The 24,891-nt window shown below is 59.4% G+C and carries 16 protein-coding genes; 14 read left to right on the top strand and 2 right to left on the bottom strand.

Going from position 1 to position 24,891, the window contains the following annotated elements; all coding sequences use genetic code 11:
• The 7 genes from ACPF7Z_RS03215 (at position 1) to ACPF7Z_RS03185 (ending at position 11,352) form a co-directional block, all read left to right on the top strand.
• Entirely contained in the window at positions 1 to 2,691 is a 2,691-nt protein-coding gene (locus tag ACPF7Z_RS03215; protein WP_425191720.1) for a nitrate/nitrite transporter, read from the top strand.
• 47 nt (positions 2,692 to 2,738) lie between these two features.
• Positions 2,739 to 6,527: a nitrate reductase subunit alpha gene (locus ACPF7Z_RS03210; RefSeq protein ID WP_425191719.1), complete on the top strand. Its 3,789-nt coding sequence runs from the start codon at positions 2,739 to 2,741 to the stop codon at positions 6,525 to 6,527.
• Positions 6,524 to 8,095: a nitrate reductase subunit beta gene (gene narH, locus ACPF7Z_RS03205; protein WP_425191718.1), complete on the top strand. Its 1,572-nt coding sequence runs from the start codon at positions 6,524 to 6,526 to the stop codon at positions 8,093 to 8,095. Before ACPF7Z_RS03210 ends, narH begins: the two co-directional genes overlap by 4 nt.
• Positions 8,096 to 8,109: 14 nt before the next feature.
• Entirely contained in the window at positions 8,110 to 8,883 is a 774-nt protein-coding gene (gene narJ / locus ACPF7Z_RS03200; protein ID WP_425191717.1) for a nitrate reductase molybdenum cofactor assembly chaperone, read from the top strand.
• 13 nt (positions 8,884 to 8,896) lie between these two features.
• Positions 8,897 to 9,580, top strand: coding sequence for a respiratory nitrate reductase subunit gamma (gene narI / locus ACPF7Z_RS03195; RefSeq protein ID WP_425191716.1), 684 nt, complete (start codon positions 8,897 to 8,899; stop codon positions 9,578 to 9,580).
• 155 nt (positions 9,581 to 9,735) lie between these two features.
• Positions 9,736 to 10,557 (top strand): peptidylprolyl isomerase, encoded by an 822-nt coding sequence (locus ACPF7Z_RS03190; RefSeq protein ID WP_425191715.1) that lies wholly within the window; start codon positions 9,736 to 9,738, stop codon positions 10,555 to 10,557.
• Positions 10,558 to 10,614: 57 nt separating this feature from the next.
• Positions 10,615 to 11,352, top strand: a complete 738-nt coding sequence (locus tag ACPF7Z_RS03185) for a Crp/Fnr family transcriptional regulator (RefSeq protein WP_425191714.1) — start codon at positions 10,615 to 10,617, stop codon at positions 11,350 to 11,352.
• 273 nt (positions 11,353 to 11,625) lie between these two features.
• On the opposite strand, the gene ACPF7Z_RS03180 is transcribed toward ACPF7Z_RS03185, so the two are convergent.
• Positions 11,626 to 12,516, bottom strand: a complete 891-nt coding sequence (locus ACPF7Z_RS03180) for a LysR family transcriptional regulator (protein WP_425191713.1) — start codon at positions 12,514 to 12,516, stop codon at positions 11,626 to 11,628.
• A 268-nt stretch (positions 12,517 to 12,784) separates the two neighbouring features.
• Here ACPF7Z_RS03180 and ACPF7Z_RS03175 point away from each other — a divergent pair, with 268 nt between their 5' ends.
• The 5 genes from ACPF7Z_RS03175 to ACPF7Z_RS03155 are packed head-to-tail and all read left to right on the top strand — an operon-like array spanning position 12,785 to position 19,408.
• Positions 12,785 to 14,224, top strand: coding sequence for an aldehyde dehydrogenase family protein (locus ACPF7Z_RS03175; protein WP_425191712.1), 1,440 nt, complete (start codon positions 12,785 to 12,787; stop codon positions 14,222 to 14,224).
• A 9-nt stretch (positions 14,225 to 14,233) separates the two neighbouring features.
• Complete coding sequence (locus ACPF7Z_RS03170; RefSeq protein ID WP_425191711.1) at positions 14,234 to 15,226, top strand: membrane dipeptidase; 993 nt, start codon at positions 14,234 to 14,236, stop codon at positions 15,224 to 15,226.
• Positions 15,227 to 15,284: 58 nt separating this feature from the next.
• Complete coding sequence (locus tag ACPF7Z_RS03165) at positions 15,285 to 16,871, top strand: BCCT family transporter (RefSeq protein ID WP_425191710.1); 1,587 nt, start codon at positions 15,285 to 15,287, stop codon at positions 16,869 to 16,871.
• Entirely contained in the window at positions 16,858 to 18,612 is a 1,755-nt protein-coding gene (locus ACPF7Z_RS03160) for a hypothetical protein (protein WP_425191709.1), read from the top strand. The genes ACPF7Z_RS03165 and ACPF7Z_RS03160 overlap by 14 nt, the downstream gene beginning before the upstream one ends.
• 28 nt (positions 18,613 to 18,640) lie before the next feature.
• On the top strand, positions 18,641 to 19,408 hold the full coding sequence (locus ACPF7Z_RS03155) for an Ldh family oxidoreductase (protein ID WP_425191708.1): 768 nt from the start codon (positions 18,641 to 18,643) through the stop codon (positions 19,406 to 19,408).
• Between the two features lie 21 nt (positions 19,409 to 19,429).
• On the opposite strand, the gene ACPF7Z_RS03150 is transcribed toward ACPF7Z_RS03155, so the two are convergent.
• Positions 19,430 to 20,089 carry a CvfB family protein gene (locus tag ACPF7Z_RS03150; RefSeq protein WP_425191707.1) on the bottom strand — a complete coding sequence of 220 codons (660 nt, stop codon included), beginning with the start codon at positions 20,087 to 20,089 and terminating at the stop codon, positions 19,430 to 19,432.
• A gap of 343 nt (positions 20,090 to 20,432) precedes the next feature.
• Between ACPF7Z_RS03150 and ACPF7Z_RS03145 the strand changes: the two genes are divergently transcribed.
• Together ACPF7Z_RS03145 and ACPF7Z_RS03140 are read left to right on the top strand one after the other, a co-directional pair.
• On the top strand, positions 20,433 to 23,018 hold the full coding sequence (locus ACPF7Z_RS03145) for an ATP-binding protein (RefSeq protein WP_425191706.1): 2,586 nt from the start codon (positions 20,433 to 20,435) through the stop codon (positions 23,016 to 23,018).
• The gene (locus tag ACPF7Z_RS03140) at positions 23,015 to 24,796 is read left to right on the top strand and encodes a GGDEF/EAL domain-containing response regulator (RefSeq protein ID WP_425191705.1); all 1,782 of its coding nucleotides are present in this window, start codon (positions 23,015 to 23,017) and stop codon (positions 24,794 to 24,796) included. Before ACPF7Z_RS03145 ends, ACPF7Z_RS03140 begins: the two co-directional genes overlap by 4 nt.
• Positions 24,797 to 24,891 lie beyond the last annotated feature (95 nt).

The raw sequence follows: 24,891 nt of genomic DNA, 5'->3' as shown, positions 1-24,891 counted from the left end.
ATGCCAAACGTATTGTCGCTTCTACGCCAGGATGAGCATCGGGCGCTGGGGTTGTCGACCCTGGCGTTTACGTTGTGCTTCGCGGTGTGGACACTCTTCTCCATTCTCGGGATACAGATCAAGCAGGAGTTCGGGCTTTCCGACACCCAGCTGGGGCTGCTGATGGCCACGCCGATTCTTACTGGCTCTATCTCGCGGATGTTCCTGGGCATTTTGACTGACCGCTTCGGTGGGCGCTGGGTATTCGGGCTATTGATGCTGGTCACGGCTCTTTGTGTTTATTTGCTGACCTTTGCTAACAGCTATGCGATGTTGCTGATCGGCGCCCTCGGTGTGGGTCTGGCCGGTGGTTCCTTCATCGTCGGAGTGGCCTATACCTCCGCCTGGTTCCCGAAGGAGAAGCAGGGGACTGCGTTGGGTATCTTCGGCGCCGGCAACGTGGGTGCCGCGGTGACCAATTTCGGCGCCCCCTTCTTGCTGCTGGCACTCGGATGGCAGGCGACCGCTCTAGTGTATGCCACGGTCATCGGCGCCATGGGTATCGCCTTCATGGTGCTGGCGAAAACCGATCCATTGAGTGCCGGTCGCCGTGCCAACCCGGTGCCCTTGAAGGAGCAACTGGCGCCCATGACCCAACTGCGGGTATGGCGTTTCTCGCTCTACTATTTCTTCGTCTTCGGTGCCTTTGTTGCTCTGGCCCTGTGGTTGCCGCATTACCTGATTGAGGTATACGGGCTGGGCATCGCCGCCGCAGGCGTCATTGCCGCGCTGTATACCATTCCCGCCTCGCTGTTCCGGATTCTCGGCGGCTGGCTATCGGATCGCTACGGCGCGCGTCGGGTGATGTACTGGACGCTGATCGTCTCGGTCATTTGTACGTTCCTGTTGAGTTATCCGCCTACCGAGTACGTGGTGCATGGGGTGGCGGGAGAGATTCGTTTCTCGCTGACCATGCATCTGGTCGCCTTCGTTGCGCTGACCATGGTGCTGGGCTTCTTCATGTCCTTGGGCAAGGCGGCGGTATTCAAGCATATCCCGGTCTACTATCCACAGCATGTCGGCGCCGTGGGCGGCGTGGTAGGAATGATCGGTGGCCTGGGCGGCTTCTTCCTGCCCTTGACCTTCGGCATGCTCAACGACGTGGTAGGTATCTGGCAAAGCTGCTTCATGCTGCTGTTCGTGATTTCCGGTGCGGCTCTGGCCTGGATGCATTACGCCATTGCCAAGGTCAAGCGTGCCGAGTGGGAAAGCCAGCGCGAGAGCACCGACCTGCCGGAGCTTTCCAGCCCGAGTCGCTTCGTGCTGCAGGACTGGCGTCCGGAAGATCAAGGCTTCTGGGAGGCCAAGGGCAAGCGTATTGCTACCCGCAACCTGTGGATCTCGGTTCCCAACCTGCTGCTGGCCTTCGTGGTGTGGATGGTGTGGTCCGTGGTGGTTGCCAAGCTGCCTCAGGTGGGCTTTGATTACACCTCCAACCAATTGTTCTGGCTGGCGGCGCTGCCGGGCCTCTCCGGTGCCACTCTGCGTATCTTCTATAGTTTCATGGTGCCGATATTCGGTGGCCGTCGCTTCACCGCAATTTCCACCGCATCCTTGCTGCTACCGGCGCTGTGGATCGGGTTCGCAGTCCAGAACCCGGAAACACCTTATCTGGTGATGCTGATCCTGGCGCTGATGTGCGGCTTCGGTGGCGGCAATTTCGCCTCCAGCATGGCCAATATCTCGTTTTTCTATCCCAAGCAGGAAAAGGGCAATGCGCTGGCGCTCAACGCCGGCCTGGGCAACCTGGGCGTGTCCGTCATGCAGTTCCTGGTGCCACTGGGCATTACCGCCGGGGTATTCGGCTATCTGGGCGGTGATCCACAGCTTCTCGATAACGGTGATCAGCTATGGTTGCAGAACGCCGGCTTTATCTGGGTGCCGTTCATCATCATCGGCACCCTTGCGGCCTGGTTCGGCATGAATGACATCGCCAGCGCCAAGTCCTCCTTCAAGGATCAGTCGGTCATCTTCAAGCGCAAGCACAACTGGCTGATGTGCGTGCTGTATACCGGCACCTTCGGCAGCTTCATCGGCTATTCCGCGGGCTTCCCGCTGCTGGCGGCCAATCAGTTCCCGGACGTCGATGTGCTCAAGTTCGCCTTCCTGGGGCCGCTGGTGGGGGCGCTTTCCCGGGCCGGCACCGGCTGGGTGTCCGATCGCTTCGGCGGTGAGCGGGTGACCTTCTGGGTGTTCGTGGCGATGATCGCCAGCGTTTTCGGAGTGCTGTTCTTCCTCGGCATCAAGGACCAGCCCGGTGCGTTCTGGGGTTTCTTCGCCATGTTCCTGCTGCTGTTCTTCTTCACCGGAGTCGGTAATGCCAGCACCTTCCAGATGATTCCGGTGATCTTTCGCCAGGAAATTCCACGGTTGATGCCGCATCTCTCCGCACAAGAGCAGCGCCAGCAGGCGGAGCGGGAATCCGCGGCCACCATCGGCTTCACCTCGGCGATTGCCGCCTATGGCGCTTTCTTCATCCCCAAGGCCTATGGCAGCTCCATTGCCTTGACCGGCGGGGCAGAAATGGCGCTCTACGGCTTCATCGTCTTCTACGTGATCTGTATCGCCCTGACCTGGTTCTACTACACCCGGGGCAATGCCGAGATCAGTTTTAACGAAACCGAAATCCCTGTGGCGACAACCGCTTCCTGACTCGGGCTTTCAAGACCGAACAAGCGGTAATGATGAGGAGAAATAATATGAGTCACTTTCTGGATCGACTGAAGTATCTGGCCAACAAGCCACCCCAATTCGCCGACGGCCATGGCGAGACTCGCGATGAAGCCCGTTATTGGGAAGATGGCTATCGTCAGCGCTGGCAGCACGACAAGGTCGTGCGCAGCACCCACGGCGTGAACTGCACCGGCTCCTGCAGCTGGAAGATCTACGTCAAGAATGGCCTGGTTACCTGGGAAAACCAGCAGACCGACTATCCACGCACCCGGCCGGACCTGCCCAATCACGAACCCCGCGGCTGCCCCCGGGGCGCCAGCTACTCCTGGTATCTGTACAGCGCCAACCGTCTCAAGTACCCGCTGGTGCGCCAGACCCTGATCAGCCTGTGGCGCGAAGCACGCAAGACCCACGGCGATCCGGTGGACGCCTGGGCCTCCATCGTCGAGGATCCGGCCAAGACCCAGCAGTACAAGCAGATTCGCGGCCTGGGCGGGTTCGTGCGCGCGGATTGGGACGAGATGAACGAGCTGATCGCCGCGTCCAACGTCTACACCGCCAAGCAGTACGGCCCGGACCGAGTGATCGGCTTCTCGCCGATTCCCGCCATGTCGATGGTCTCCTACGCCTCCGGCGCCCGCTATCTGTCGCTGATCGGCGGGGTCTGCCTGTCCTTCTACGACTGGTACTGCGACCTGCCGCCGGCCAGCCCCCAGACCTGGGGCGAGCAGACCGACGTGCCGGAATCCGCGGACTGGTACAACAGCAATTACCTGATCGCCTGGGGCTCCAACGTGCCTCAGACCCGTTCCCCGGACGCCCACTTCTTTACCGAGGTGCGCTACAAGGGCACCAAGACCGTCGCCATCACCCCGGACTACGCGGAAGTCTCCAAACTTTGCGACGAATGGCTTTCCCCCAAGCAGGGCACCGATGCGGCGCTGGCAATCGCCATGGGCCACGTCATCCTCAAGGAATTCCACCTGGAGAACCCCAGCGTTTATTTCACCGACTACGTGCGCCGCTACACCGACATGCCGTTTCTGGTGGAGCTGGAGCGTCGGGCAGACGGCCTCTTCGTCCCCGGGCGCCAACTGCGCAGCTCGGATTTCGAGGGCGCAATGGGGCAGACCAACAATGCGGAATGGAAGACCGTCGCCTGGGACGAAATCAGCGATAGTCTGGTCGTGCCTCGCGGCTCTATCGGTTTCCGCTGGGAAGAAGACAGTGGTGAGCAGGGTGTTGGAAAAGCCCGCTGGAACCTGGAGTCCAAGGACGCGGACGGCAAGGAGATCAAGCCGATCCTGACTTTGGCCGAGCGTCACGACGAGGTCGCTCGAGTCGGTTTTCCCTATTTCGGCGGCATTCAGCACGAGCATTTCAACCACGTCGCCGCCAATGAGATCCTGCAGCACAATCTGCCCGTCAAGCGCTTGAAGAAGGCGGATGGCAGCGAGGTGCTGGCAGTGACCGTATTCGACCTGATGTGCGCCAACTACGGTATCGACCGTGGCTTCAGTACCGGCAGCAAGGAAGGCGAGGACGATGGCGCCACCAGCTACGACCAGGTAAAGCCCTATACCCCGGCTTGGCAGGAGAAGATCACCGGCGTGCCCGCGAAGCAGGTCATTCGTCTGGCCCGGGAATTCGCCAGCAACGCGGACAAGACCCACGGCCGCAGCATGATCATCGTGGGTGCCGGTATGAATCACTGGTACCACATGGACATGAACTATCGTGGCCTGATCAATATGCTGATCCTATGTGGCTGCGTGGGTCAGACCGGCGGTGGCTGGTCCCACTACGTGGGCCAGGAGAAACTGCGTCCGCAGACCGGCTGGCTGCCGCTGGCCTTTGGCCTGGATTGGAATCGTCCGCCGCGGCACATGAACGGCACCTCGTTCTTCTACAACCATTCCAGCCAGTGGCGTTACGAGAAGCTCAACGTCAAGGAAATCCTGTCTCCCCTGGCCAAGGTCGAGGACTATCCGGGCTCGTTGATCGACTACAACGTGCGCGCCGAGCGCATGGGCTGGCTGCCTTCCGCGCCACAGCTCTCCACCAACCCGCTGCACTTGGCCAAGGCCGCCAAGGACGCGGGTAGCAAGTCCACCGCTGACTACGTGGTCGATCAACTCAAGAGCGGCAAGCTGCGTTTTGCCGCGGAGGAGCCGGACAATCCCCAGAACTTCCCGCGCAACATGTTCATCTGGCGCTCCAACTTGCTGGGCAGTTCCGGCAAGGGTCACGACTATATGCTCAAGTACCTGCTCGGTGCCAACCACGGCATCCAGGGCAAGGATCTGGGCAAGATGGACGGCATCAAGCCCGAGGAAGTCGATTGGCAGGACGAGGCAGCGGAAGGCAAGGTCGATCTGCTGGTAACCCTGGACTTTCGCATGTCCACCACCTGCCTGTATTCCGACATCGTGCTGCCCACCGCCACCTGGTACGAGAAGGACGATCTCAACACCTCGGACATGCACCCGTTCATCCATCCGCTGACCGCAGCGACGGACCCGGCCTGGGAATCCCGCAGCGACTGGGACATCTACAGGGGAATCGCCAAGGCATATTCCAAGGTGTGCGTGGGTCATCTGGGTGAAGAAACCGATCTGGTGACCCTGCCCATGCAGCACGATTCCCCGGGGGAACTGGCTCAGGCCCAGGTGCTCGACTGGAAAAAGGGCGAGTGCGATCCGATCCCCGGCAAGACCATGCCGAGCCTGATCGAGGTCAAACGCGACTATCCGGCGACTTACGAGCGCTTCACTTCCGTGGGACCGCTGCTGGAAAGCCTGGGTAACGGCGGCAAGGGCATCAACTGGAAGACCGAAGACGAGGTTGAACTGCTGCGCGGTCTCAATCATCGCAAGCTGGACGGCCCGGCCAAGGGTCAACCGATCATTGATTCCGCCATCGACGCGGCGGAGATGATCCTGACCCTGGCGCCGGAAACCAATGGCAAGGTGGCGGTCAAGGCCTGGGAAGCGCTGTCCAAGATCACCGGGCGCGATCACACCCATCTGGCGGCGCCCAAGCACGACGAGAAGATCCGTTTCCGGGACGTGGTGGCCCAGCCGCGCAAGATCATCTCCAGCCCGACCTGGTCCGGCCTGGAAGACGAGCATGTGTCTTACAACGCCGGCTACACCAACGTCCACGAGCTGATTCCCTGGCGCACCGTCACCGGCCGTCAGCAGCTTTATCAGGATCATGCCTGGATGCGGGCCTTCGGCGAGAGCCTCCTGGTTTATCGTCCACCCATCGACACCAAGGCGGTGGCCAGCGTGCATGCGCCGAAGAGCAACGGCAACCCGGAGATCGCGCTGAACTGGATCACCCCGCACCAGAAGTGGGGTATCCACTCCACCTACTCGGACAACCTGATCATGCAGACCCTGTCCCGGGGCGGTCCGATCGTGTGGATCTCCGAGGACGATGCCAAGGCCATCGGCGTCGAGGACAACGACTGGATGGAGCTGTACAACGCCAATGGCGCCGTTGCCGCCCGCGCTGTCGTCAGTCAGCGGGTCAAGGTAGGCATGGCGATGATGTATCACGCCCAGGAGCGCATCGTGAATATTCCCGGTTCGGAAATTTCCGGTACCCGGGGCGGTATTCACAACTCGGTCACGCGGATCTGTCCCAAGCCGACCCACATGATCGGTGGCTATGCTCAGCTGTCCTACAGCTTCAACTACTACGGCACCGTGGGTTCCAACCGGGACGAGTTCGTCATCGTGCGCAAGATGAAACGTGTCGACTGGCTGGACGGTGAAGGCAACGATTACGAACAGGAGGCCGTAAAATGAAGATTCGTTCTCAAGTCGGCATGGTGCTCAATCTCGACAAATGCATCGGCTGTCATACCTGCTCGATCACCTGCAAGCAGGTCTGGACCAGCCGGGAAGGGGTGGAGTACGCCTGGTTCAACAACGTCGAGACCAAACCGGGCATCGGCTACCCCAAGGAGTGGGAGAACCAGAAGAAATGGCGCGGTGGCTGGCTGCGCCGCAAGGATGGCGGCATCGAGCCGCGTATTGGCGGTAAATGGCGGGTGCTGGCGAACATCTTCGCCAACCCGGATCTGCCGGAGATCGACGACTACTACGAGCCGTTTACCTTCGACTATCAGCATCTGCATACCGCCAAGGTCAGTGAGCATCAGCCGGTCGCCCGTCCGCGCTCGCTGATTTCCGGTCAGCGCATGAAGAAGATCGAATGGGGCCCGAACTGGGAGGAAATCCTCGGCACCGAGTTTGCCAAGCGACGCAAGGACATCAACTTCGAGAAGGTCCAGGCGGATATCTACGGCCAGTTCGAAAACACCTTCATGATGTACCTGCCGCGCCTGTGCGAGCACTGCCTGAACCCGACCTGCGTGGCGTCCTGCCCGAGCGGGGCGATCTACAAGCGCGAAGAAGATGGCATCGTGCTGATCGACCAGGAAAAATGCCGGGGCTGGCGGATGTGCATCTCCGGCTGTCCGTACAAGAAGATCTACTACAACTGGAAGACCGGCAAGTCCGAGAAGTGCATCTTCTGCTACCCGCGCATCGAGGCGGGTCAGCCGACGGTGTGTTCCGAGACCTGCGTGGGGCGTATCCGCTATCTAGGCGTGCTGCTCTACGACGCGGATCGCATCAAGGAAGTTGCCGCCTCCGAGGATGAGCGCGATCTCTATCATCGCCAGTGCGAGATCTTCCTGGATCCCCACGATCCGGCGGTCATCGCTCAGGCGAGAAAGGACGGCGTGCAGGACAACGTCATCCAGGCGGCACAGGCCTCGCCGGTCTACAAGATGGCTATCGACTGGGGCCTGGCACTGCCACTGCACCCGGAATATCGTACCCTGCCCATGGTGTGGTACGTGCCACCTCTGTCGCCGATCCAGTCCGCGGCAGAAGAGGGTCATGTGGAGTTCGACGGCATACTGCCGAAGATCGAATCGCTGCGTATTCCGGTACGCTATCTCGCCAATATGCTTACCGCCGGAGAAGAAGAGCCGGTGGTACTGGCACTCAAGCGTCTGATGGCGATGCGTCTTTATATGCGCGCCAAGCACGTGGAGGGTGAGGGCAGTACTGCAGTGATCGAGGAGGTTGGTCTGACCGAGGCCAAGGTAGAGGAGATGTATCGCTATCTGGCCATCGCCAACTACGAAGACCGCTTCGTGATTCCCACCAGTCATCGGGAAATCGCCCGGGATGCCTACGCGGAACGTGGCGGCTGTGGCTTCAGCTTCGGTGACGGCTGTGGCGGCAGCAATAATCGTACCGATCTGTTCGGTGGGCGCAACCAGGCCACCACCCTGGTCAAGCCGGTGGAAACCTTCGATCCCGGTCAGGACAAGGAAAAAGAAAAGGAGGTGCAGCCATGAGCCAGGAAACAGCCATGAGCGAACCAACAGCGATGAGCGAGCAAACCCTGCTGAGTCTGCGGGTGCTGGCCCGCTTGCTGGACTATCCTACCGCGGAGCTTCAGGACGCGGCCCCGGAAATGATCGAGATCATCGTTGCGGAACGTCGCCTGCCGGCGGCGCAGCGCCGTGCGCTTATCGATTGGTGCCAGCGCACTCAACACGCGAATCTGCTCGATATCCAGGCGGAGTACGTCGGCTTGTTCGATCGCGGCAAGGCGACGGCGCTGCTCTTGTTCGAACACGTGCACGGGGAGTCCCGGGATCGCGGCCAAGCAATGGTCGACCTGCTCGCGGAATACGAAGCGGCAGGCTTTGTGCTGGATGCCCGGGAACTACCGGACTATCTGCCGGTGTTCCTTGAATACCTTTCTACCCAGAGCGAAGCGCAGGTTGGCCGTTGGTTGGGAGAGATTCGCCATATTCTGGCGCTATTGGCGGCGCGCCTGGAAGAGCGCGAGGCGGATCATGCCCTGGTGCCCACGGCGCTGCTGGGCCTGATCGGCGCGGAAGAGGACATCCAGGCGCACCGACCCAAGGTCAAGGAAGAAGAACCTGACCATACCGCCGAGGCGCTGGACGCGGTGTGGGAAGAGGAAGCGGTGCGTTTTTCCGCGGAGTCCGATGAGGACTGCGCCCTGCAATCCGCGGAAGGGCGTCGCCGGGCGGAGCGCAAAAACGAAGTCGCCAGCCAAACCGTTCGTATAATGCCCGCGCCGAACGCTACGTCCGCAGCGATAGAGCGCTAATCGGAGAATTGCCATGTTTGTAGAATACTTGCAGCACCTCATCTACGGGTATTATCCGTATCTCGCCGGCACGGTGTTCCTGGTAGGCAGCCTGCTGCGCTACGACCAGGGCCAGTTCACCTGGAAGACCGGCTCCAGCCAGATGCTGTCATCGAAAAACATGCGTCTGGCCAGCAATCTGTTCCATATCGGTATCCTGGTGATCTTCTTCGGCCACCTGTTCGGCATGCTCACCCCCCACTGGGTCTATGCGCCTTTCCTGAGTGCCGGATCCAAGCAGATCCTGGCCATCCTCATCGGTGGCATCGCTGGGGTGCTGGTGCTGATCGGGGGCGGCATGCTGCTGCATCGCCGCCTGACTAACCCGCGGGTCAAGGCCTCTTCCAGCATCATGGATACGCTAATCCTCGCTATCCTGGTGTTCCAGGCGGCGCTGGGTATCGTCACCGTGTTCTTCTCCCTGGGTCATCTGGACGGCGAGATGATGCTGACCCTGGCCGCCTGGGCGCAATCCATCGTGTTCTTCAGCGGTGGTGCGGCGGACTACATGGCGGAGGTCTCCTGGATCTACAAGCTGCATGTGTTCCTGGGGCTGACCATCATTCTGCTGTTCCCGTTTTCGCGCCTGGTACATGTGTGGAGTATTCCACTGGGATACCTGGGACGGAATTACCAGATCGTCCGCCGCAGGGGCTAATAAATGCCTGCGCGGGCGAATCGCTGTGTTGCGCGGTGCTCGGGATCCTCACATATACCCCATATGCTCCGGTCCCTGTGCGCCGCGCGCCTTGCGCTTCACGCCGCTCGGCGATTTATTCAGTGGCCTATGCAATGAAATCATAGGAGAAGCACATGCAGATGATCGAAGTCGAAAACCTGCCAGGGGGGAGCGCCGCTCCCCCGATCCGGGTCGGTGAGGTGGCGATCGCCGAGGAGGCGATCGCCCAGGAGATGCAGTACCACCCGTCGGAGAATGTCGCCGAAGCCCAGCTCAAGGCAGCACGCGCCCTGGTGGTGCGCGAGTTGCTGAGTCAGCGGGCGGCTGAGCTCGGCCTTCCACCGGTGGTGGATGGGCAGGGCGTGGAGAACGATGCAGCAATGACCGCGCTGCTGGATCGGGAACTCGAGGTGCCTGAACCGAACGAAGACGCTTGCCGACGTTTTTTCGAGGCTAATCCCCAGCGCTTTTATGCCCCGGTACGCCTCAAGGTACGCCATGTTCTGCTGCCGGCGATGCCGGACGATGCGCCAGCGCGAGACGCCCAGTACCATAAGGGTGTCGAATTGCTCGAGCAACTGGCCGCGAGCCCGGAACGCTTTACCGAGTTCGTCCTGCGCCATTCCGCCTGTCCATCGAAGGACGATGGTGGAGAGCTTGGCTGGCTGAGTAGCGGGCAAACCGTGCCGGAGCTCGATCGTGCCCTTGAGCACCTGCCGGTGGGTCTACACGATCGACCATTGGCCACCCGTTATGGCTGGCATCTAGTGGAGATCGAGGAGCGCCTGGAATCCGAACCCTTGCCCTATGAAGTGGTCGCGGACAGGGTGCGTCACACCTTGTATGAGCAGGCTACTCGCCGCGCGTTGCGTCACTACCTGCTGGCGCTGGAAGAAACCTATGGCGTCGAGGGGCTGGCCCTGGACGAGGATGCGGGCGGAGCCCTGATGCAGTAGGGCTGGCAAGCGAGCATCGTGGCCTACTGAATCAACAATAAGGAGAAGACAGACGTCATGTGTCCTGGCACATCTTCCCCATCAGAGCGGAAGCCATCGCTCACGTCGGCGCAGCTGCGTGAGCGGGTGCTGCAGGTGCCCTGGTTCAGTCACCTGCCGGCCACGGCAATCGATGCCATGCTGGCGTCGTCCCGGGTACGGGTGATCGAGCATCACGAATGGTTGTTTCGTCAGGATGAAACGGCACAAGCGCTATACGTGGTGATCAGTGGTGGATTACGCCTGGTGCGTACCGCCGAGGATGGTCGTCTGGCAACTATTCGATGCGCCGAGCGCGGCGACACCGTGGGCGAATTGAGCATGCTGTCGAACACGCCCCGTTACCTGTACTCCGCCGAGGCCTTGGTGCGTACAGATATCTTGGAGTTGGATCTTGCGCAGTGCTGGCGCTATATCGACGGCAACACTAAGTGCCGCGCGCAATTCATGCTTCAGTTGTCGGGCGAGTTGACCGACAGGTTGGAGGACATGGTGTTGCTGACCCAGGGCGATGCTCTGTCGCGCCTGATCGGCTTCATCCTGCGTCAGTTGCCCGTATCGCCGCAACTACCCGGCGTGGTCCATCTGGATACACCCAAGTACCTGCTGGCGGCGCAGCTGACGATGACGCCGGAAACCTTGTCGCGGTTGCTCACCCGCTTGCGTGAGAGCGGCGCCATCAGCGTCGAGCGTCAGCGATTGATCGTGCACGATGATCAGCGGTTGAGGGAGATGATGGCGGTGAAGAAGGCGTAGCATTCGTGAAAAAGAAAAACGGCCGGATCGTTATTGACGGGCTTCCTCACTGTGGCAATGTATCCATAAACACAGGGGATCCGGGGAGAGATAGGCGTGAGAACGGAAAACAAGAACCTGGATAAGAATGACGTGAAACCCTTGGCGAAGGCATCCCGAAGAGCCCGGTTTCCTTTTACCGAGGCGCAGCTACTTCAAGGACTCGATGCCAATACGAGCCACGCTGATGAGCTGGCGGATCTCAGACGGGATGAGTGGAGCGGATGAGTACAATCAATTCGCCAATCTCTTTGCAACAAACGTCGCCATCGCCTCTGCCGCCGGTGACAGACTCCGACGACTCGATTTAAGCAGGCCGATCTCGCGCTCGACCTTGGGATCGGCGAAGGGAATGAAGCATAGTCTCGGGTGCCCTTCCGGAAAGGCTAGCTGTGGCAGCGTTGTTATGCCCACCCCGGCTTCGAGCATGGCGATTAGCGAGATCATGTTGGAAATGAAGAAATCATTTTGGGCGAGTAAGGCCGATGCTGGCGTGTTTTCCAGCAGCCGTGATGTGCCATTTCCGATCAATACCTGACCTTGCAGTTCCTGCCAGTCAAGGGCTTTGCGTTCGGCGAAGGGGTGATCGGCGCGACATATTACGCCCACTCTATCACGCAGCAGCGGCGTGAAGTCCAGCTCATCGTCCGCTTGCCCATCGCCCTTCAACCATACGCTGCCCACTCCCAAGTCCACTTCACCACCTGTCACCTGCCGGCGCACGAACTCTGCGTTACCGTCCTGCAGGCTGACCTTGAGATCAGGGTAGGCGGCGATGAACTCCCCCAATATGTCCGGCATGAGTCGACTGGCCACTGAGGGCACCGCGGCAATATCAAGATGCCCGGCCTGCTTGTCGACCTGGGCCTTGAGTTCGCGACTCAGCCGGTCGTGCTGAGCGACGAATTCGCGAAAGCGCGGCAAGCAATAGATGCCGAAGGGTGTCAGCTCCGCTTTTCCGCTCTTTTCGAACAATGGCTGTCCCAGACGTTGTTCGAGCTCCTTGATCGCCATGGAAAGCGCCGGCTGGCTGCGGTGCAGATGCCGCGCTGCTGCATTGAAACCGCCTTCATCAATGATGGCCAGCACATAGCGCAAAGGCTGAATCTTCAATTCCGGCGGCATCGCTTTAGCCTCTCCATGTTATGTGATCGGTAGTAAGTAAAACTTATTATTCAATTTTTATAATTGATTATATTTATAGATCAATCCCCGCTAGGCTGACAGCAATCTTTGCAAAATTGCTAAATAAATTGCCGAACGAAATGAAGAGCAAGGCGCACGGAACGCAGAAGGCGAGACACAACAAGAGTTAGGCGAGTCTTTGAGTACCGTGCAACGCAGCAATTCGTTCGTGCAGGCATTTAGTCAGTGACTTCTTCAGGAGGTTTTCATGTCACAGGACCATTCCCTCTATATCGACGGCCAATGGATCGCCGGTAGCGACACTCTGACCAACACCAACCCTTCGGATCTCAGCGATGTGATCGGTGAATTCGCCCAGGCTAGTACTGAACAGGTGCGGGATGCCATTTTGGCAGCGCAGCGTGGCACCCGCGAGTGGGCCAAGAGCGGCCTGGAAGCGCGTTACGGTGTATTGATGGCCATCGGCGACGAATTGATCGCCCGCAAGGACGAACTGGGTCGCTTGCTCTCCCGGGAAGAGGGCAAGACCCTGGCGGAAGGCGCAGGCGAAGTCTATCGCTCCGGGCAGTTCTTCCATTATTACGCCGCCGAGGTGCTGCGCCAGATCGATGACCGCGTCGATTCCGTTCGCCCGGGTGTTGAAGTAGAAACCCGCCGCGAACCCGCGGGGGTCGTCGGTATCATCAGCCCCTGGAACTTTCCGCTGGCAACGGCGGTGTGGAAGATCGCCCCGGCACTGGCCTTCGGCAACGCGGTGATCTTCAAGCCGGCCAATCTGGTACCCGCTAGCGCCTGGGCCCTGGCCGAGATCATCAGTCGCCAGGATCTACCTGCGGGTACCTTCAACCTGCTGATGGGCTCCGGCAGCCAGGTCGGCGATGCGCTGATCTCGAGCCCGGATATCGATGCGGTGAGTTTTACCGGTTCTCTGGAAGTCGGACGCCGAGTGGCCGCCGCCACCGCGAGCAATCTGGTCAAGTGCCAACTCGAGATGGGATCGAAGAACGCACTGATCGTCGCGGACGACGCGAATCTCGATCTGGCGGTAGAAGCTGCCTTCGCCGGGGCCTATTCCGGCACCGGCCAGAAGTGCACCGCCTCCTCACGCTTGATCGTGACGGAAGCCGTTCACGACGCCTTCGTCGAGAAGCTGATCAGTAAGCTCAAGACCATCAAGGTCGGTAACGCTCTGGAAGAAGGCGTGCACCTGGGGCCGGTAGTCGATTCGCGCCAACTGGAATCCAATCTGGCCTGGATCGAGCGGGGCAAGAAAGATGGCGCGACCTTGGCCTTCGGCGGTGAGCGGCTAGAGCGCGACACAGACGGCTTCTACATGGCGCCGACGCTGTTCACCGATACCCGCAATGACATGGCTATCAACCGTGAGGAAGTGTTCGGCCCCATCGCCTGCGTGATCAAGGTAAAGGATTACGAGGAAGCCATCACCACCTTGAACGACACCAACTTCGGTCTGACTGCCGGCATCATCACCGACTCCCTGAAACTTGCCAGCGACTTCAAGGCCAGGGCCGAGACTGGCTGCGTGATGGTCAATCTGGCCACCGCCGGCACGGATTATCATGTGCCCTTCGGCGGGCGCAAGGATTCGAGCTTCGGGCCTCGGGAGCAGGGCCGCTACGCCCGGGAGTTCTATACCCAGGTCAAGACTTGCTACGTGAAGGCGTGAGGTAGGGTTATGTCTCAGGAAATGCTCATCGTCGATGGCCTGCAGTATTCCAACTGGTCCCGGGAGATCTTCGAGCAGATGCACGAGGGCGGCGTCGATGCGGTGCACGCCACCCTCGTTTATCACGAGACCACGCGAGATACGCTGAGCCGACTCGGCGAGTGGAATCGGCGCTTCGAGGCCAACAGCGATCTGATCATGCCGGTCCATGAGCCGGCGGATATCCAGCGCGCCCGTGAGGCCGGGAAGGTGGGCATCTTCCTGGGCGCCCAGAACTGCTCGCCCATCGAGGACGACATCGACATGGTGGCGATTATGCGCCGCCTGGGTCTTCTGATCATGCAGTTGACCTACAACAACCAGAGTCTTCTGGCCTGTGGCTGCTACGAGAGCGAGGATAGCGGCATCACGCGCTTCGGTCGTCAGGTGATCAAGGAGATGAACCGGGTCGGCATGGTCATCGACATGTCCCATAGCGCTGAGCGCTCGACCCTGGAGGCCATCGAACTCTCCGAGCGCCCGGTGATCGTCTCACATGCCAACCCCAGCGCCTGGCATTCGGCCAAACGCAACAAGTCGAACAAGGTACTGAGTGCCGTTGCCGAGTCTGAGGGAATTCTGGGGTTTTCGGCTTACCCTTTTCATCTCAAAGACGGCCCGGACTGCACCCTGGCGGCATACTGTGACATGATTGCGGCCACGGCTGACCTGATGGGTATCGAGCATATCGGCATCGGTACCGATCTTTGTCAGGCTCAGCCGACCTCGGTGCTGGAGTGGATGCGTAACGGTCGTTGGTCGAAGGAGATGGATTACGGCGAGGGAAGCAAGGCCAATGCCGGCTGGCCGCGCCCGCTGTCCTGGTTCCGGGACAATCGCGACTTTCCCAATTTGATCAAAGGACTGCGCCAACGCGGGTTCGATGAAAGGGAAATCGAACGCATCATGGGTCGTAACTGGATCGAGTTGCTCGAGCGGGCCGCAACGCCGATGGCTACCTGATCGTTTTTCGACATGCCACACGCCCAGTACCAACAGTCGACAATAAAGGGCTTTAATCATGAGCAATGACAGTGCAAAGAGCCACTCGTCATCACAAAGCAGGACCTCACGCTGGGGCGACCCAGTGGTTCTGGGTATCAGTATCGGTTTCATCGTGGCATTCGTGGCGCTGTCGCTCTACGACATCGACATGGTGGCCAGCGGCATCAGCGCAGGGTTTGCCTGGACCGCCAAGATCTTCGGCAGTTATTTTCAATTATTACTGCTGTTGACCTTCTTGATTGCCATCGGCGTTACCATATCGCCGGCGGGCAATGCTCGGGTCGGCAATCGCGACACCCCGGAAATTACCACCTTCAAATGGTTGTCCATCATCATGTGTACCCTGCTGGCCGGGGGTGGCGTGTTCTTCGCCGCCGGCGAGCCGGTGTATCACTTCGTGGTCACGCCGCCGGCTTTCGACACCGAGCCGGGCTCCCACGAAGCGGTATCGAACGCCTTGGCGCAATCTTTCATGCACTGGGGCTTTCTGGCCTGGGCGGTGCTTGGGTCTCTAACCGCTATCGTGCTGGCGCACATGCACTACGATAAGGGGCATCCGCTACGGCCCCGCACGTTGCTCTATCCGGTGCTGGGTGAGAAGGTCATGGGCGGCTGGTTTGGCGGCGTGGTGGATGCATTGTGCGTCATCGCCGTAGTGGCCGGTACCGTGGGACCGATCGGCTTTCTGGCTACTCAGGTCAGTTTCGGCCTGCATGAGCTGTTCGGTTTCTCGGAAGGCTTTGGTACCCAACTGGTAGTGCTTGCAGTGCTCGGCGTAGTCTATGTGACCTCCGCGGTAAGTGGTATTGAACGCGGCATCCAGATGCTCAGCCGCTTCAATGTGTTCCTGGCCTTGGCTATCGCCGCTGTGATCTTCATTTTCGGTCCTACGCTGTTTCTGACCAACGCCTTCTTCCAGGGCTTCGGCGAGTATCTGTCGTCGTTTTTCACCATGGCCACCATGACTACGGAAACCGCCCCGGAATGGTGGATGCAGTGGTGGACGGTGTTCTTCTTTGCCTGGTTTCTTGGTTACGGCCCACTAATGGCCATTTTCGTGGCGCGCATCTCGCGAGGCCGCACGGTTCGTCAGATGATCGTGGCCGTGGCGATACTGGCACCCATCGCCACCACGATCTGGTTCACGCTGTTGGGGGGCTCCGGCATCTATTATCAGCTGAACGGCGTATTCGATCTCACCGATGCGCTCAACAACTTCCAGTTCGATGTGGCGACCCTGACCGTGGCCCAGGCGCTGCCCGGCGGCACGATCATGGCCTTGGCCATTCTGCTCTTGACCACCATCTTCGTGGCCACCACCGGTGACTCCATGAGCTATGCCATCGCCGTGGTCGGTACGGGTCACGATGACCCCAACCCGTTCATTCGCGCTTTCTGGGGCATTGCCATGTCATTGATGGCGGGCATTCTGCTGTACATGGGAGCGGGTCAGATCGGCGCCCTGCAACAGTTCATCGTGATTACCGCGATCCCCGTATCGCTTGTACTACTGCCCTCGCTCTGGACGGGGCCCCAGGCGGCTTACGCCATGGCGCGAGAGCAAGGGCTAGTGCCCAAGGAGAAGGAGCATGCACGATCTTGATAGCCAACCAAGTGTCAGATCATTCCTGCGCCCGGCCGAACAGGTCATGGGGCTGGAACGGCTGGGCAGTCTACATGCCAGCCGCCTGAGCTTCGTGCGCTCGCTGGTGCGCCAGATGGCGCGCCAGCGCTGGCAGGTAAGCTGTAGCCGCTTCGATCTCGACGACAATGGTCATGGCACGGCTATCTATCGTGTGCAGACACCTCATGAACGTTATCATGAGGTGATATTCTCCCAACCCTTGAGTGATGAGGCCCGTTCCGACCGGGTCATCGCCGAGGCCTGGGATGTCACCTTCGGTCTGGTCGAGGGGGACGTCGATGAGTCCCTGCTCGAGCAAATGGCGGCCAACGTGCCGCTGCAAGAGGCTGGCCGCCAGCATCCACGGCTGCTGGTACTGTCCCGGGCCAATCGCAGCCTGCGCAATTTCAGCCATTTCACCCAGGCACTGGCGCAAGGCCGTCAACCGGATCCTGCCTGGTTGACCAAGGTGGGATATCTGTACCGTACTACCGCCGTCTACGGTAACGGCAAGTTCGGCATCGCGGATTTCGCCCGGCTGCAGGACAGCCCCGACTTCAAGCGACCGTTCTCGGTGCAGATGCTGGCGGTCTATCTGCTGCGCCATTTTTCCATTGCTCAGGTAGAGCACATTGCCCGGGTGCAAGCGCCCCAGACAGCGGTGGCCCTGAACCCGGAGCTGAGTCGCTACCTGGGCATCGGCAACTCCACGGGCCTGGGCATGGCGCCGTTTCTGATCAATCATCCCAAACTGATTCAGCAGTGGGTGTATTGCCGTGAGCAGGCACTGGGCCTGGCCGTCGATCAGGCGCCGAGTGATGCCGATCGCAGGCGACTGATCACTTTGACTCGCCGCGCCCTCGAGCATCTAAGGCAGACCGTTACCGAGGACACCGAGCAGGGTGAGCGTAATGCCGCTACCGTGGCGGCGCTACCGGAAGTAGTGATCTGGCTGGAGCAGGTGCCGCTGGATCCGGATCTGTGGCAGCAGCTGCTGGCCTGGGGAGAGCGTACGTTGCCCCTGGAAGCCCAGGAGCTCATCAATACGCTATTGATCGAGCTTTATCCCTTGCAGATAGACGCTCTCGAGGATCATATGGGATCCGATGAGCGCATGGAGTTGGTGCCGGACATGCCCTTGGTACGCCTCAAGCAACTGATCGAAACCCACTACGATTGGACGCTTGCCGAGGACTACGATGCGCCGGATGCCTGCTACTGGTTCTGGTATCGCTCGGCGGAGAAGGAGGAGCCGCGTCTTGGGGTGCGCTACACGGAGCCAGGGCAAGAAAAGGAGATGCCCCTGGCCATGGCGCCTCGGGTACGCAAGGCCCATGAAGCATTGAGTCGCTTTCTCGAGGAGCACCCCCGCGCTTTGGTCGTGGAATTCCTGATGGTCAACCCGAGCCACAAGGCGATTGTACGCCGTATCCAGGGGATGACGGAGACGCCTTACGGAGAGATTCGCGCCAATCTTTGGCATCGCGACATGAAGCCCATGCATTTGCTACGCACCAAGTTATCGTTCTTCGGCGCCAGCCGTTTTGATCCCAAGTCTGATCGCTGGGTGCGCATTACCCTGTTCCAGGGCGCGCCACTGGTCGAGGAACTGAACGCCGAGCCGTCGAACCTGGCCGACTTCGATGACTGGAGCTTTCCCTTGGAGCCCAGCGTCCATGGTATGCCGATGACGGGTGGATTGGCCGTTCAACAGGGTTGATCGCAAAAACTGGTGGGAGAGAGGCAGGATGAAAGTATCCTACAACGAGCTTCAAGGTGTATGCCGCAAGGCGTTCAGCGGCATGGAGTTTGAGGAGGGTGATGCGGCGGATGCGGCAGACATGGTGGCCTGGATGCAGTGCCATGGCCTGGAAGGACTCAATGCCTTGGATCGTGGGCTGGATCATCTGTTGCGGGAAGATCCTAATCAACTGACCAGCATTCTCTACAACGACGGCGACCTTGCCGTGCTCGATGGTCATGGCCAGAGCGTGCTGCGTGCCTCGAGCCTGGCGGTGGAACTGGGCTTCGCCAAGGCCCGGGCACGCGGGCTTGCCATCATCAAGATTCGTCGCTGCCACAATCGCCAATTGATCATGGGCTACCTGTCTCGACTTGCAGGCCGGGGCATGAATGTTACCGCCTTCTGGCGCAACGCCCAGATGCCGCTGACCGAGCAGGTAGTGGGGTTTCGTGCCAACAGCACTGTACCGGAAATTCGTGTTTACGCCGTTCACGAGGTGCCGGAAGAGAACGAGCCCAACGACGGCATTACCCTGATCCTGGCCAACCATGTCGACCTGCTGCCAGCGATGCGCTCGGACTATCACTACGAAGTGCTGGCGCGTCAGGACGAATCCGAACTGCTGGCCTGTCGTGAACGTGCCTTTGCGGAGGGCATCGATGTCGACGATGCCCTATGGCAGCGGCTCAAGAGCCTGGCCTCCCGCATCCTGGTGGAGGCCAGTGACGCCTCGCGCAGTGGGGCGGGGGCCGGCAACGGCGATAATGATTGATGGGACAGTCTCAGGAGCATGTCATTCGGAGGGCGTGAGCCGAATCCCTGCCGCTTCGATAACGATTCGTCGCTGTTTGTAGAGCTTGCCGATGGCTTGCTTGAAGGCGCTCTTGCTGATCCCCAACTGCGATTTGATGGTCGCTGCCGAGCTCTTGTCGCTTAGGGCCAGAAAACCCTGATGTGCTTCCAGGGCCTTTATCACCTGCTCCGCGGCCAACTGCTGTTTTTCCGCCCCGCTGGGCATCAAGGAAAGATCCAGCCGGCCATCCTCCCGGACCCGGCGCACATAGCCCTCCAGACGTTCACCGCGCTTCAGGGGTCGCGTCAGCTCGTCGTGATACAAAAGTCCCCAGAAACGCTGATCGACCACCGCTTTGATACCCAGATCAGTACGCTCTCCGATCACCAAGGCGACCTTGTCGCCATTCTTTAGTCCCTCTGCCTGGTCGTCGATGAAATCCTCGAGTCGCATCGACGCCGCCGGGCGGCCCTGGTCGTCCTCGAAGATCATTACTAGCACCTGCTGGCCAACCCGGGGACGACCGCGCTGCTCGCTATAAGGCAGCAGCAGATCATTGGGATGCCCCCAGTCGAGAAAGGCGCCGGCATCCTTGACCGCGACCACCTCGAGCAAGACGACATCTCCGATAGCAGATTGACAGGAAGGGTCTTGGGTCATGGGTACACTTCCTTCAGCGTCGTTCGGAATAGGATCATTCTAACTGCGGATGGCTAATATAATGCGATAGCAACGCCAGCACCACCAGCCGCATCGGCTCAGATTGTCGTGACTCTCAATCGAAAGCGACGAGCTGATCAGGGACGTATTCGATGTGTGCAGGCAAATTTTTCAAAAGAAAGCTCACAAACGCTCAATCTTGAGCTTTATTAAGGAAAATCGCTTATCTAAGAAGACATAACACGCTAGAGTTTGCTGGTACCGGCATAGTAGTGATGGGCCAAAAATTATAATGCCTCGTGCCAGGCATGTCAGTACATCGTACTGATACAGGGAGTGGGTCATGGGCGGTTTTGAAAACTCGGCTGAGGAAGCTCAGCCTCGAGAGTGGGCGTGGCCGTTCCCTGCAGAAGAGGGAGTAGACTTCGCACACCTCTCCACTTTGGCCAGGGATATCTTCGACGCATCTGCGGCGCTGCTTTTACTTGAAGATGCGGATTGCCGCTGGGTGAGCTCCCGGCCGGACTTGGAACTGACCACCTGTGCCAGCACTGCACTGTGTCGCCTTGTCGTCGATGGCAATACGCCACGACTCATCGAGAATACGCTCGATCTGCCCGTATCAGAAAGCGATTTTCCACTGGACCAGATCCCACAGGCTCGCTTCTTCGCCGGCTACCCCCTCTACCTGCAGGATTCCCATCCGGTGGGCGCTCTATGCCTTTTGGATGACGCTCCCCGCAAATTCGATGATCGTGCCTGGCGCCTGTTGCGCGGTTTGGCCTGTCAGGCCGAGGAGCTCTTGCGATTGCATGTACAGTGTCATGAGAAAGCACAGGAGCAGGCGCGCAGTCGCAATCTCTCGATGCTGTACTACAACGTGTTCGACAGCTGTCGTGAACCCATCTATGTGCGCAATCGCAGCGGTAAGTTTTTGGCTGCCAATCGCGCAAGCTTTGAGCTGGTGGATGAAAAGACAGGGATAGAGGATCTGTCAGAGCAGGTGCGTCTGAGCGATTATTTTCCGCCGGAGGTGGTGAAGCGACTCGAGCAGGGAGAACGCGAGGTCATCGAACATCGCGAGTCACGCAACGTGCTGTTGCCGCCTATCAAGAATCGCCAGTTCGAGATCACCATTTCGCCTCTGATCGATGAGCATGGCGATGTCCGCGGGGTGGTGTCCGTGGCCCACGATATTACCGAGGAGCATCGTCAGGGACTGCTGCTCAAGGTGTTGCACCAGGGCATCACCGATTACCAGGCGCTGATGTCCGGTGAGCGGCTATGGGATTTTTTGCTTCAGGCACTACTCAAGCTGACCTGGAGTGATTATGCCTTGATTGGCGAGGTGATCGATCAGGCGGGCACGCCGTCGTTGAGAATCCATGCCATTACCGATCTCATCTGGGATGAGCAGTCGCGACAGCTGATGCAGGGACTGCGCAGTGGCGACGTGCTGCTCTCCAATCCCGAGAGTCTGCTGGGACGTGTGTTCGCCCAGGGCGAAACGGTGATGACCGAGGATCTCTATAGCCGACCCAAACAAGGCGGCTTTCCGCCGGATAACCCACGCCTGCACAACTATCTGGGCGTACCGATCTATGATGGACAGACATTGATCGGCATGTACGGCATCGCCAATGGGCATCAGGGTTACGATGAGGCATTGCTCGAGCGGCTCGAGCCTTTCACGGCCACTTGCGCGCTATTGATCAATCTCTATCGTCAGTTCGCTGAACGCGAACAGGTAATGCAGGAACTGGCTCATGCCCGGGATCAGGCGGAGCGGGCCAGTCAGGCCAAGACTGAATTTCTCTCTGTGATGAGCCATGAACTGCGGACACCCTTGAACGCCATTCTTGGCTTCGCGCAACTGCTCATGAACAGTCGCCGGTCGCTGCTGGATGAGCGGCAGCGGCGACAGGTGGCGCATATCGAGAAAAGCGGCCACCACCTGCTGAACCTGATCAATGAAGTGCTCGATCTATCGCGCATAGAAGAAGGGCGTTTACAGCTTTCCCTCGAAGCGGTTTCGTTACAGGCGGTGATCCAGGATGTGATCGAAACGCTGTCTTCTGCTGCGCGGCAGGGCAATGTGGCGGTCGAATGCGACGATTGCGCCGAGGACTTGCGTGTGCGCGCCGATTACACACGCCTCAAGCAGGTGCTGCTCAATTTGCTCTCCAATGCCATCAAGTACAACTCGCATCCCGGGCACGTGCATATCGATTATCGTCGCCGGTCCGAGCGGGTGCGCGTCACTGTGAGCGATACCGGGCCAGGCGTTCCCACGGAACGTCATGACGAACTCTTTCAGCCCTTCAGCCGTCTGGATGCAGAGCATGGCGCCATTGAAGGCACCGGCATCGGTCTCTCGCTGACCAAGAAGCTCGTCGAGCGCATGGCCGGCACCATCGGCGTCGAGAGTCGGGTGGGGCAGGGCAGCCATTTCTGGTTCGAGCTCCCCATGGCGATGACGAGTGCCAACATCCCGGGGGTGAAAAGCAAGGCGGCCAACTCGTCACTGGATCGACTCGCGAATCGTCGCCGTCATGTGTTGTACATAGAAGACAATCCTGCCAATCAGCGATTGATGGAGGATATCTTCACCGATTACCGCTTTCTTACGCTATACAGTGCCCCAAGCGCCGAGATCGGGATGGCGTTGCTTGAACATCAGCCCATCGACCTGATTCTGATGGATATCCATTTGCCGGGCATGGACGGCTACGAGGCCTTGGCTCACTTGCGCCAGGATCCGCGCTTCAAGGATATTCCGGTCATTGGTCTGTCGGCCAATGCCATGCATCATGGCGGCCACCGGAATACAGCCATCGAATTTACCGATTTCCTGACCAAGCCTCTCGATATCGCGGCATTGCTCGAGGCCATCTCGAAGGCATTACCCGAAAGCCTGACCTCCTCATGAAAAACATTAATCGTCGGGTGGAGCTCATCAAGAAGCGTGTGTTGATCGTCGACGATCAGCCCACCAATGTGGAACTGTTGGAAACATTGCTGGAAGAGCATGGCTTCGAAGATGTGGCCGGTCTCAGCGATCCTCGCCAGGTGCTGGGCTATTGCCAGCAACAACGGCCCGACTTGATTTTGCTGGATATCCGCATGCCTCACCTGGACGGCTTCCAGGTGCTGGAACAGCTTGAAACGCACCTCGACGAGCAGATGCCCCCGGTGATCGTGCTCACCGCTCAGATCGATGACCAGACCCGTCTGCGGGCCTTGGGCATGGGAGTAAGAGACTTCCTGGACAAGCCTCTGAAGCACGATGAAGTGATCCAGCGGCTGAGCAACGTGCTCACCGTTCAGCATCGCTACCAGCTACGCGATAGTGAGGCGGAGGAACTCGAGCGGATGGTCGCTGAGCGCACCCGGGAGCTGGAGTATCAGTCGCACACCGATCCCATCACCGGGCTACCCAACCGTCGCGCGCTACTTCAACATCTTGAGACCCTAAGCCGCACGGGGCGCCCGATCGGTCTGTTGTTCATCGCCTTGGATAGCCTGGATGACATCATTCTGCTGCACGGCTACAGCATGAGTGAAGCGCTGTTGTGGGAATTGAGTGACACGCTACAGGACCATCTTGGTGAGGAGCATTATCTTGGCCTGTGGGCGGGTAGCGAGTTGTTGATCGTATGGGCAGGCGCGCCGGATCATGGTGCCCTGGAGCAGCTGGCCCGGGAAATACACGTTCAGTTACATAACGATCATCGCGTCGGCGACCTCCTGTTGCCGCTCAAGGCGCGTATTGGGCTTCATCACGCCCACAGCGGAGAACCCGAGCGCTTGGTGCAGATGGCAGCGCTGGCATTGCCACGACCGGGCGATCATTCGATACAACGCTATACCCGCGAACTCGAGGCCACCCAGCAGAAACAGCTTTACATGCAACAAGCGCTACGCGGCGCGGTACAGCGTGGCGAGTTCTCGCTGACCTACCAGCCCAAGGCGTCATTGGTGGATGGGTGCATCCAGGGTTTCGAGACGCTATTGCGCTGGCACCATCCATCCTTGGGATGGGTGCCGCCGGAGGAATTCATTCCGTTGGCAGAGGCCACCGGCGATATTCTGGTCATTGGGGAGTGGGCGCTCGAGAGTGCCGTTATCCAAGCTGCCGGTTGGCACGCCCAGGGGCTACTCGACAGTGGGCTCGATATCGCGATCAATGTGTCGGTGCGGCAACTGTCCAAGGATGGCTTCACCGATCGCTTGCTGGCATTATTGAGCGATCATGGTCTGCCCTATCGGCACCTTTCGTTGGAAATCACCGAATCCGATCTGATGGTCGATGTGGAAATGGCCTGCCGTCAATTGCGGTCCTTGTCTCGGCTGGGAATCCGTATTGCTATCGACGATTTTGGTACCGGCTATTCCTCCCTGGCGTACTTGAAGACCCTGCCGGTGTCGGTACTCAAGATCGATCGTGCCTTCATCGAGGGGCTGGTCGACAACGCCGATGACCAGCGTCTGGTCAGCATGATTCTGAGCCTTGCTCATGGCTGTGGTTGTCTGGTCGTGGCCGAGGGCATCGAGACCCGGGCGCAGGCAGAACTGCTGGCGCAAATGGGCTGTGATCAAGGACAGGGGTATTTTTATTCCCCGCCGCGGACCGCCGAGGAGCTGGTTGGATGGTGTCGCAGTATAACGCCTGGCAGCGCGAGCTTGAGTGTTTGCGTAAGATCCTGATTGGAATGTTTGTTTCTTGAGTTATTTATGAGGGCAATGAGCGCATTTACGCTTGTCATTTGCCCTTTGAGCGGCCGCTATCGATAGTCGGGGTG

The organism is Halomonas sp. GXIMD04776 (assembly GCF_049808615.1).
In the GTDB taxonomy this organism is placed as follows: domain Bacteria; phylum Pseudomonadota; class Gammaproteobacteria; order Pseudomonadales; family Halomonadaceae; genus Modicisalibacter.
Note: the sequence above shows the minus strand (reverse complement) of the source record. Positions and strands in the feature narration are given on the sequence as shown.